Here is an 11,478-nt window from a genome sequence, read left to right as displayed (position 1 = left end):
GCTGTTCGCAAAGACCAACCATGAAATTCATCTTACTATCGTAGTACGTTTCAATATCAAGAGACAACATATCATTCATATCCATAAGTTTACTCACCTTCAAAAAGTATTTTATGAATATATTCGATATAAAATTAAAAAATCCTTTTTGTAAATAATTGTAAATTAATATCTTTTTAGTAAATAATTAGTTTTGAAATTCATTCAGCGGAATATAAGTCATGACTTTCATCTCAAATTACAGCTTGTATTTTATCCAAAAAACAACGAAAACCCCTGAATTCAAGGGTTTTCCATTGTATCAAACTTGTTGTTTTCTTATGGTGGAGGCGAGGGGTGTCGAACCCCTGTCCGAAAGCCATAACACCTAGGCATCTACGAGCGTAGCCAATAATTTAAAATTCCCTCTACTAAGCCCCTACTGGCCGGGTTTTAGTTTTGGTAGCTTCATATTTTCCGTTTCCAGGTCAAAGCTTTCCCAGACTCGGTTCACCGCTGTCGGCGCCCTATCCTAAGTCGCGGTAATCAAAGGTAAGACGTAGCAGAACTAAGCTGCTAGTGCTAAATTATCGTTTGCGTTTAAATTGTTCCTATAGTTGTTTACGCGGGTCCATAGGTTCCCCCGGCTCGCTTCCTCGATGCAACGTACCCCCGTCGAAACCAAGTACGCCCCCATATTGTCAAAAGAATTAATCCAAATCTCTTGCAACGCAATAATATATTAAACTTATTGCATATTTATAACGCAATTTACATTTACTAATTTTAAAAACTCTTGTAAATAAACTATAGATCAGTTTTTAATATCCTACTGTCTATGTACCTAATAATACACTATATTAGGTGCTTTATCAAGTGCTAATATTATGGAAGTTAAGTGTATTACTTCTTATTATCTCATACTTTCCTTGAACTGCCTAGCCATATCTCTCTTAGCATCTTTTTCAAGCATCGCGTCTCTTTTATCATAATCTTTTTTACCTCGAACAATACCAAGATTAACTTTAACTTTAGTATCTTTAAGGTAAAGAGATAATGGGACTAGCGTAAAACCCTTTTGCGCTGTAAATCCTACAAGTTTATTTATTTGTTCTTTATGAAGCAATAACCTTCTGACTCTTAGTGGATCAGCATTAAATTGATTTCCATTTTCATAATGACTTATATGCATATTTTTAATAAACACTTCACCATTTATAACATCTGCATAACTATCTTTCAAATTTGCCTTTCCGGCTCTAATAGACTTTACCTCTGTACCAACAAGTTCTATACCAGCTTCCATTGCATCTTCTATGAAATAATCATGTCTTGCTTTTCTATTTTCTACTAGTGTTTTATTTCCTGTTACCTTTGCCATAACTTCACCTACTTTATTCTTATTAATATATAATTATACTCTATACTGTACTCTTTTTCAAGAATATATAGATTATTCTCGCAGCACCTATTCTTCCAAGATAATCTTTGAAAATGATAAACAGAAGAGGGGGCATATCCTCTTCTGCGTTTTCATTTTTCCATTGTTTTAAAATATATTGTTCTTATTTTTCAGAATCATCTTTTATAAGTTCATCTAAATCCTTAACCGTATATTCTTCATCGTCTTCTTGATCTTCTTCATCTTTAAGTATATCAAAATAAACTTCATGGGAAGCTAAATCAACTTTACTAACTACAATTTTTACTGCTTCTCCTAATTTATACATCTTCTTAGTTCGCTCTCCAACAAGGGTTAAATGCCTTTCATCAAAAACATAATAATCATCATCTAAGCTACTCATATGAACTAATCCTTCTACAGTATTAGGAAGCTCCACAAACAATCCAAAGTTAGTTACTGAAGAAATAATGCCTTCAAATTCTTCACCAATTCTTTCATTCATGTACTCTGCTTTCTTTAAATCATCTACTTCTCTCTCAGCTTCCATAGCTACTCTTTCCATATCTGATGATTGTTTTGATGCTATCTCTACTTCTTTTTTTAATTTTTCTGTTCTCTTTTCACTTAAGCCACCATTAATAACTTCCTTAATAATCCTATGGATCATAAGGTCTGGGTACCTTCTAATTGGCGAAGTAAAGTGACAATAATATTTAGATGCCAAACCAAAATGCCCAATACATTCTGGAGAATATTTTGCTTTCATCATAGAACGAAGTAAGAGTGTACTTAGAACCATTTCTTCTTTCTTTCCTTTTACACTTGCTATTACTTCCTGAAGCATTCTAGGATGTATCTCTTTTCCCCACTTCATAGCATAGCCTAAATTATGTGCAAATTCACTAAAATGTATTAGTTTTTCCTCATCCGGATCCTCATGTATTCTGTATACAAATGGTACATTGAGCCAGAACATATGCTCAGCCACAGTTTCATTAGCTATCAACATAAATTCCTCAATAACTCTATTAGCGATTCCCCTTTCATAAGGTACAATATCTACAGGTTTCCCAAATTCATTTAGTAATATTTTACACTCTGTGAAATCAAAATCTATGGCCCCTCTACCCATTCTCTTTTTATTGAGAATTCCGCATAACTCTTCCATATGTTTAAAATCTTCATATAGATAATCATATTTTTTGATTGTTTCCTCGTCTTTATCTCTTAATATTTTTGTAACATCAGAATAATTCATTCTTTCGTTAGTTTTTATAACTGATTCTACTATCTCGTGATCTACTGTTTTACCATTTTTGTCTATTTCCATAAAGCAAGTAAGAGCTAACCTATCTACTTTAGGATTTAAACTACAAACCCCATTAGATAACTTTTTAGGAAGCATTGGTATAACCCTATCAATTAAGTATACTGAAGTAGCCCTATTTAGTGCTTCTATATCCAGTGGGTTTTTCTCCTTTACAAAATTAGAAACATCCGCTATGTGTACCCCTAAACGATAGTTACCATTAGCTAGAATTTCAATAGACACAGCATCATCTAAATCTTTAGCATCTTCTCCATCTATAGTTACCATTTGTAAGTTTCTTAAATCTGTTCTTCGCGCATATTCTTCTTTTGAGATTTCATCAACTATATTGGCTGCAAAATTCTCAACCTTTTGTGGAAACTCTTCTGGCAGCTTATGTTTTTTAATTATAGTTAATATATCAATGCCTTGATCTCCTTTATCACCCAGGATTTCAATAATTCTTCCCTCAGGATTTCTTCTTTGTTCTGGCCATTCAGTTATTTCGGCTATTACTATTTGACCTGTTTTAGCACCATTTCTTTCTGCTTTAGGAATAAATATATCTTGAGCAATCCTCTTATCATCTGCTACTACAAAACCAAAGTTTTTGCTGTCATCATAAGTTCCTATTATGGTTTTATTAGATCTTTCTATTATTCTTGTAATTTCACCTTCGCATTTCTTGCCTTTATTTTCTTCTTTTAAAACTTTAGCAAGAACTTTATCACCATTCATTGCTCCATTTACATTATCTGCTGGGATAAATATGTCTGGTCTTTCAACTTCCGCTATTACAAATCCAAACCCTCTTTGATGACCTTGAAATTTACCAATTACAAGACCCATCTTTTCTGGAATACCATAATGCTGCGTACGTGTTTTAACTATTTCTCCACTCTTCTCCATCTCAGATAATAAATCAGTAAATTCTTTTATGTCTGATTTATTAATATGAAACATTTTTGAAAGTTCTTTTATATTCATAGGTTTGTATGCCTGTTCTGTCATAAGACTTATTAGTGTTTCTTTTATCTCCATAAGGTTTTCCCTCCTACTTATTTTTTATATTAATACTATGTAGTTTTGTATTATTATATTTTTTTTAATTTCCCTAAAAAATATCTATTATTGTTTTAGTTCTTTACAATATATTGTGCTAATATATTCATATATTTCTAAAACTTCTCACTTTTATTATAATGCAAAAAATACATCTAGTATATACTATTATTATATTCTTGCCAATTATTCAATAAAAAATGCCCACATTAAATAGTTCTATTTAATGTGGGCGTTTTGTCGAAATATATTATATTAACAATTCTTCACAGAAATCGACTTTTTTTTGCAAAATAAAACAGCCCTTGGGGTTGGGCTGTTTTATAATAAATAAAAAGGGGGCTATTTATCTCTCTATTTATCTTTACTCTTTAATTATATTAAACTTAGCACAATTTTGCAAGGGGTTTTCAATCTTTTTTTGTAAATAATCTTTAAAATAGTGGTATTTTATTCATGTTTTATTCATGTTTTCTGTATACTACTATATTATTGACTTAATTAAATCAATTTTAATGAATTTAGCTCTTCTTCTGACAGTTCCCTGTATTGTCCTTCAGCTAAATTTTCATCTAATTTTAAAGGTCCAAAACTAGTTCTTCTCAAAAATACAACTTTCTTATCTACACTTTCAAACATTCTTTTTACCTGATGAAATTTACCTTCTTGTATAGTAATCATTACTTCGGATCCATTTTCATCTGCATTTAATACTTTAAGTATTGCAGGCATACATTTATATCCATCATCTATAACTACCCCACTTTTGAAGGTAGCTATATCCGTGGCATCTATAAATTTATTGATTTCAGCATAATATACCTTATCTACATGATTCTTAGGTGCTATCAGCTTATGATTTAATTCACCATCATTAGTAATTAGTAATAACCCTACTGTATCTTTATCAAGTCTACCTATTGGAAATGGCTTAAAAGCATGATACTGCTCATCTATTAAATCAATTACAGTTTCATCATGATTATCTACAGTAGCAGAAATAACTCCAGATGGTTTATTCATAATTAAATATATATTTTTTCTATACTTAATTTCTTCACCGTCTAACTTAATTACAGACTTATCTGGATCAACCTTCATAGCACTATCAGAAGCTATTACTCCATCAACCTCTACTTTGCCCTTCTTCAATAACCCCTTTACTTCTTTCCTTGTTCCATGACCTAAATTGGACAATATTTTATCTATTCTTTCCATTTATATCCATCTCCTCAAAATAACTAGTGTATTTGTTTATTAAACCTTCAGTTCATAATGTACAGTATACAAAATAGCCATTGCATATTATTAGTATAAACCCTTTTCTCATAAAAAAAACAGCCTTGAAAAGCTGTTTTTAATTCACTCTACTACTTCTATCTCCATTATATCATAATCTTCATATGAAATACTCTTATAAAAATTTTTTGATAAAACTAACACTTTGTAATTGCCTTTACTAAATGGCATAAAAGTGTAATCATTTTTCTTGCTAAACCTCTGTACTAATGTCCAATCACCTTTTTCCATAAGATAGAACTCATATATAACATCCTTGCCTCCCTGATTTTCTGTTATAAATGTTATTGCTTCGTTAACCATAAAATTTCGCTTATCACATAAAATTTTTGTATTTGTTATAGGCATAGTCTCATGCACTTCTATTTTTATTTCCCTCATGCTATCATATACCTCTGCACTAGATTTATTCTTTGCCCTAATTTCTATTGAATAGGTTCCACTGCACTTAGGTTTAAGCTCATAATTCATATGGTGTACAAAATTTGTTTGTTCAACGCAATGACCATTTATTTTCAAAACATAATTCACAAGAACATTTCTTGTTTTTTCAGAAATAACTTGAAGCTCAATAGTATCTCCAACCATATAATATTCTTTTGGTGGTAATAAAACATAATCTATTTTAGCTGGAATACATTTCCGTGCTTCAATATATACCACTGCGTGACAATCAAATTCTCTCTTAGAATATTTATCTTTTACTTTAACCTCTAGTTTGAATTTGCCACTTTCTTCTGGAGTAAAATCCACAAAGTCAAAGATTCCATATTCAATTTTTTCTATTTCACTATCATTTTGAAAAACCGAAAATCCATACCTTAATGAATTTCCTCCCGTAGCTTTAACCTTCACATGAACAGCCTGTCCTACTAATACAGTGTTTTTATTATCTAAAATCACATCTTCAATAATTATATTTCCGTTACCTATATTATCTATTATAAAATTTAAAGAAGCTTTTTTCTCATATCCTCCCTTAAAAGATACATCCCTCACCCATAATGAAACACTATATTCTCCTGCTTCTTTGGGCGACCATATATAATTGTTTTTTCTAATATAACCAGAGTTCTCCCCGCAAGTTCCATTAATAATAAATTTGTACAATAAATTTTTTCCGCCTCTAGCAATACACTTTAAATTGATTGGAGTATTACATAACTGTGGTGAACTTAAGTCACTAGTGAAACTTTGTATATTTATTTCTTCATATGGCTTTACGGTATAATAAATTAATGCTCTATCATCAAATTCAAGCAGAGAATACATATCCTTTGCCATACATAATAACTTATAATCTCCGCTATTTTCTTCAACATAACTAACTAATTTTCTAGTAGAATAATTTTGTATACAAGTACTATTTCCCTCAGAATTAATTTTCACAAATTTATATAAAATCAGCCTGTTATCTTCATAGTTTGCCCCCACCTCAAAAACTAATTCCCTATCTTCAAACATATCTTCAGTCAAAGATTCAAACCTAATAATTTCTAAGGATTTAATACCTTTTACATTAAACTCTATTTTCATAAAATCATCAAAAGCATTTTTAGAATCTAAGTCCTTACATTCTACCAAAAACTCCTGCTCACCCGAATATTTTGGAGCCCAAGTTAGCACATTTTCTGTTGAATAATCCTTTAAAAGTAACCAATTATCATTTTCACATACCCAATATCTATACATAATAGGAATTTTTGTGGAATCTACTGTTAAGGTAATTTTTTCACCTACCCTTATCTCATTTTTGTCTATGTAAATTTCACTTATTAGCTTTTCACAAACAGTACCCACTGTATATTCTGTTTTTGAAATAAAATCAAAGGGCTTCTTACTTTCTTTTCGTTTAGCTTGTACCATTATAGAGTACTTATCCTCTGTATCCGGTTTCCATATAGCTGCACTAGCTTCACTTAAATCCTTCAAAGTAGTCCAAGTCCCCTTTAAACCTATAAGAAACTTATAGCTTAAATTATCCTCTACTTTATTTCCAACACTTATTACGATTTCCTTTTCTTTTTCTTGAAGATTTTCTGTGCTAAATAATATATTCATTTCATTCATATAAATTCACCTACCTTTATAAAAAGCTACATATTAGAAATTTTTCTATAAAAATCCTTGTCTATATTGATATATTATACTATATTACCATTATTTGTAACAGTGTATAATCTAAATTCAACCTTTTTTTTATAGACATAAACACTCATGATTTTATTTTAAAACAATCCTATTTTAAATTTTTTATCTATTTATGGTATTAAATTTGTTATTATAAAATCTAATAATAAGGTAAAACTATTATAGATATAGCTTTTAAATAATTAAAGAGAGGAGAACTGCTATGACTGATGAAAAACTAGATCATTATAATCCTGATTATCCATATAAAAAAGAAAATGTAACTATTGATAAAAACAATAAAAATGGTTATCCTATGCTCGAAAGCCTAAATAATGGTGCACTATTTCCTGACTCTCTTAAAAACAGTGTTGATATGCAACAACTAAAAGATACTGATTAATTTTTAGAGGACTAAACAATCCTTAACTGTTTAGCCCTCTAAATTTTATAAAGGGACTAGTAATTTTTATTACTAGTCCCTTTATATATTTTAAATATTATATACAATCATACTCATGCTATGACTTAGCCTTTAAAATCAATTTAACTAAGTTGTAATAAAGTTTTTCATCATCTTCTGTGGTTCTTTTTTTAGGACCAAAGGTTTTACCGCCGCTACGTCTTAGTTTGCCGGACATATGTCTTTCAAATAATAATTTATCAATATTACTATCGTCATATATATGTCCTTTAGGTCCAATAGCATAGGCTCCTTTAGCTAAAACCATAGCAGCAACCCCAAAATCTTGGGTAATTACTATATCCCTAGGTTTTGCTTCATTAGCTACTTTCATATCAACACTTTGAAATCCACTATCTACATACTTTATTTGCGCATAATCACTACTTAAAACATGATTAATATCACAGTACATAATAAGTTCTATAGAGTGCTCTACAGCTGCTTTTTCAATTAATTTTTTCCCAGGACACCCATCTGCATCTACAATAATTCTCATATGACTTTTCTCATTTTTCTAAAGTCTTTTTTCAAGTTCTGCTTTAGTCTCTTCATATCCTGATTTCCCAAGAAGAGCAAACATGTTTTTCTTGTATGCTTCAACTCCTGGTTGATCAAATGGATTTACGCCTGACAAATATCCACTTATTGCACAAGCTTTTTCAAAGAAATAAGCCATATGACCAAAATTATATGCTGTGAGTGCTGGTACATTTAATATAATATTAGGTACATCTCCATCATTATGTGCAAGTACCGTTCCTTGAAAAGCTTTTTTATTAACAAAATCCATAGTTTTTCCTGCTAAAAAGTTCAATCCATCTAAATCGCCCTTTTCCTCTTTAATTACGAATTCTCTTCTTGGCTTTTCTACATTAATAACTGTTTCAAATATATTCCTTACACCTTCTTGAATATATTGTCCCATAGAATGCAGGTCAGTAGAGAAATTAACAGCTGCTGGGAATATGCCCTTTTGATCTTTTCCTTCACTTTCTCCATAAAGCTGTTTCCACCACTCTCCAAAATATTGAAGTGCTGGTTCATAGTTAACTAGAATTTCTGTAACCTTACCTTTTCTATATAATGCATTTCTAGCTGCTGCATACTTATAACAATCATTTTCATTTATATCTTCATTACTATATGCTATTCTTGCATCTGCTGCACCCTTCATCATTTCATCAATATCTATCCCAGCTGTTGCTATTGGAAGTAATCCTACAGGAGTTAATACTGTAAATCTTCCTCCTACATCATCTGGAATAACAAAAGTTTCATAACCTTCTACATCCGCTAATTTTTTTAGAGCTCCTTTGGACTTATCAGTAGTAGCAAAAATTCTTTCTTTTGCTCCTTCTTTTCCATATTTCTTTTCTAATAGTTCTTTAAATACTCTAAAAGCAATAGCAGGTTCTGTTGTAGTTCCTGATTTTGATATTACATTTACAGAAATATCTTTTCCTTCTACGGCATCAATTAAATCAGCCATATATGTAGAACTTATATTATTTCCTGCAAAAAATATTGCTGGAGATTTTCTTTTGTCCTTTGAAAGACTGTTGTAAAAGCTATGTGTTAATGCTTCTATAGCCGCTCTAGCTCCTAGGTAAGATCCACCTATTCCAATTACTATTAAGACTTCAGAATTACTTCTTATTTTTTTTGCTGCTTTTTTAATTCTGTCAAATTCTGCTTTATCATAATTTATAGGAAGGTCTATCCATCCTAAAAAATCATTTCCTTGGCCTGATTTATCCATAAGCATTTTGTGTGCTGTAGATACCATTGGTTGTAAATAAGAAACTTCATGATCACCTAAATAGGGTACTGTTTTGCTTAAATCTAAAGATAAAATTTTTTTCATTAATATTCCTCCTTGTTTGTCTCTCCGAAGAAAAACAATTAACCATTGTTTTGTTCTTTATATTTTTATTCAGTAGATAAAAGTCATAAACCTCTATCTTCTTATACGTTAACTTAATAAAACAATATATATAATTTTAGTTTATTCCATTAAATAAATCAAGTTTTTAAATAAAATTTAGTATTAATATAATATTTTGTAAGATAATATATGATTAATCAAAAAACATATTAAAATTATTATGTCCACTCATTTACTAACTTTAGTATTTTCTGTGTATGTTCTATTTATTCTAATAATTATAGAATATTAAATTAAAAATAATATAGGATGTACTCTCCTGCATTATGTTGCATATATTGAATTATATTACTATATAAGGTGTGATTTTTTTTGATTATTCATGTTGTAAAAAGCGGCGAAAGCTTATATGAAATTTCTAAATTATATGGAGTTTCTTATAATAAAATTGCTTCTGATAATGAGCTTACAAACCCAAATGATCTTGTTGTAGGTCAAACCATTGTAATACTTGAAGGCACAAGATCACATAAAATCCTTCCTGGTCAATCACTTTACATGATAGCTAAAATGTATGGTGTAACTGTTGCAGATTTACTTACTACAAATCCTAAGCTTGAAAACGTCTCATTAATTTATCCTGGTGAAATTATTATAATACCATCATCTACGCAAAAATTAGGTCTCCTAGAAGCTAATGGTTATGCTCTTCCTACTACAAATATGGCTGTTCTAGCAAAAACGCTTCCCAGTCTTACTTACCTTAGTATATTCAGCTATCAGATACTTGCAAACGGTTCTCTTAAAGGCATTAATGATGTTCCACTAATACAAGCAGCTAGGAGTGCTAAAGTAGCTCCTATGATGGTAATTACCAATTTGAAAGAGGGTGGAGGATTTGATAGTGACCTAGCCCATACTATACTTACGGATGAAAAAGTACAAAACACATTATTAGATAACATAATTACTACATTAAAAAATAAAAATTATTATGGTTTAGATATGGATATAGAGTACGTCTTCCCAGAAGATAGAGAAAAATATAATAGTTTTTTGCGTAAAACTGTAAGTAAACTAAGACCATTAGGCTATGTTGTTACTACAGCCTTGGCTCCTAAAACTTCTGGTGATCTGAAGGGACTACTTTACGAAGCACATGATTATCCAGTTCATGGTGCACTAGCTGACCATGTAATCCTTATGACTTATGAATGGGGATATACATCTGGTCCTGCAATGGCAGTGGCGCCTATTAACCAAGTTAAAAAAATTCTTGATTATGCTGTAACAGTAATCCCAAGTAAAAAGATTTTTATGGGCATACCTAATTACGGTTATGATTGGACACTACCTTATGTAAAAGGAACTAAAGCAACTGCACTTGGTAATGTAGCGGCAGTAGATCTTGCCAGAGAAGTATTTGCATCTATTCAATATGACTATATATCTCAAGCACCATTTTTTAACTACTATGATGCTGATGGGAAAAGACATGTAGTTTGGTTTGAAGATGCTAGGAGTATGGATGCTAAACTTAGGACTGCTAATGCTTATAATTTAGGCGGGGTTAGCTATTGGACGATAGGTAAATACTTCCCTCAAGCTTGGCTGGTTCAAAATTCACTATTCGATATAAAAAAATTGCTTTAGATGTTTTTCTTAGATTATGCTTTCACGTCGCTAAGTAATTTTATAAATTACTTAGCGACGCGAATTAATTTTAATCACTATATCCCTTTTCTTAAGAATTTCTATTTTAACTTGGAAGTAATAATCAATTTCATCATTTTTAGTTTTCTGATTATAGTAATCAAAAATCGAGTAGGAGCTAAATAATTAATTTATTTAGCGACCTCTCACACCACCATGCATACCGTTCGGTACACGGCGGTTCAATAGAAATTAATGTTTTAATAAATATGTCTCAGATATAGAAACTA

The 11,478-nt window shown here is 30.6% G+C and carries 8 protein-coding genes and 1 other RNA gene; 2 read left to right on the top strand and 7 right to left on the bottom strand.

Translation table 11 applies throughout. From position 1 onward, the window contains the following. Positions 1 to 321: 321 nt before the first annotated feature. From ssrA to ACREVU_RS08535, 5 genes are all read right to left on the bottom strand, one after another. Positions 322 to 674: a transfer-messenger RNA gene (gene ssrA / locus ACREVU_RS08555) on the bottom strand. Between the two features lie 218 nt (positions 675 to 892). Continuing rightward, positions 893 to 1,360 carry an SsrA-binding protein SmpB gene (gene smpB / locus ACREVU_RS08550; RefSeq protein ID WP_431551185.1) on the bottom strand — a complete coding sequence of 156 codons (468 nt, stop codon included), beginning with the start codon at positions 1,358 to 1,360 and terminating at the stop codon, positions 893 to 895. A gap of 184 nt (positions 1,361 to 1,544) precedes the next feature. Further along, positions 1,545 to 3,734 (bottom strand): ribonuclease R, encoded by a 2,190-nt coding sequence (gene rnr / locus ACREVU_RS08545; RefSeq protein ID WP_431551184.1) that lies wholly within the window; start codon positions 3,732 to 3,734, stop codon positions 1,545 to 1,547. Positions 3,735 to 4,256: 522 nt separating this feature from the next. Then, positions 4,257 to 4,973, bottom strand: a complete 717-nt coding sequence (locus tag ACREVU_RS08540; protein ID WP_431551183.1) for a pseudouridine synthase — start codon at positions 4,971 to 4,973, stop codon at positions 4,257 to 4,259. 144 nt (positions 4,974 to 5,117) lie between these two features. Then, positions 5,118 to 7,124 carry a triple tyrosine motif-containing protein gene (locus tag ACREVU_RS08535; protein ID WP_431551182.1) on the bottom strand — a complete coding sequence of 669 codons (2,007 nt, stop codon included), beginning with the start codon at positions 7,122 to 7,124 and terminating at the stop codon, positions 5,118 to 5,120. Between the two features lie 283 nt (positions 7,125 to 7,407). Here ACREVU_RS08535 and ACREVU_RS08530 point away from each other — a divergent pair, with 283 nt between their 5' ends. After that, on the top strand, positions 7,408 to 7,587 hold the full coding sequence (locus tag ACREVU_RS08530; RefSeq protein WP_431551181.1) for a hypothetical protein: 180 nt from the start codon (positions 7,408 to 7,410) through the stop codon (positions 7,585 to 7,587). Between the two features lie 118 nt (positions 7,588 to 7,705). Here the strand turns inward: ACREVU_RS08530 and ACREVU_RS08525 are convergent, their stop codons facing one another. Next, complete coding sequence (locus ACREVU_RS08525) at positions 7,706 to 8,146, bottom strand: YaiI/YqxD family protein (protein ID WP_431551180.1); 441 nt, start codon at positions 8,144 to 8,146, stop codon at positions 7,706 to 7,708. Between the two features lie 18 nt (positions 8,147 to 8,164). Next, positions 8,165 to 9,514 carry a glucose-6-phosphate isomerase gene (locus ACREVU_RS08520; protein ID WP_431551179.1) on the bottom strand — a complete coding sequence of 450 codons (1,350 nt, stop codon included), beginning with the start codon at positions 9,512 to 9,514 and terminating at the stop codon, positions 8,165 to 8,167. 393 nt (positions 9,515 to 9,907) lie between these two features. Here ACREVU_RS08520 and ACREVU_RS08515 point away from each other — a divergent pair, with 393 nt between their 5' ends. Further along, positions 9,908 to 11,188 (top strand): glycosyl hydrolase family 18 protein, encoded by a 1,281-nt coding sequence (locus tag ACREVU_RS08515; protein WP_431551178.1) that lies wholly within the window; start codon positions 9,908 to 9,910, stop codon positions 11,186 to 11,188. Positions 11,189 to 11,478 lie beyond the last annotated feature (290 nt).

The organism is Clostridium sp. (assembly GCF_050717535.1).
Classification (GTDB): Bacteria; Bacillota; Clostridia; order Clostridiales; family Clostridiaceae; genus Clostridium_AD.
The sequence above is the reverse complement of the archived record's forward strand: the minus strand, read 5'-3'. Positions and strand labels throughout refer to the sequence as shown.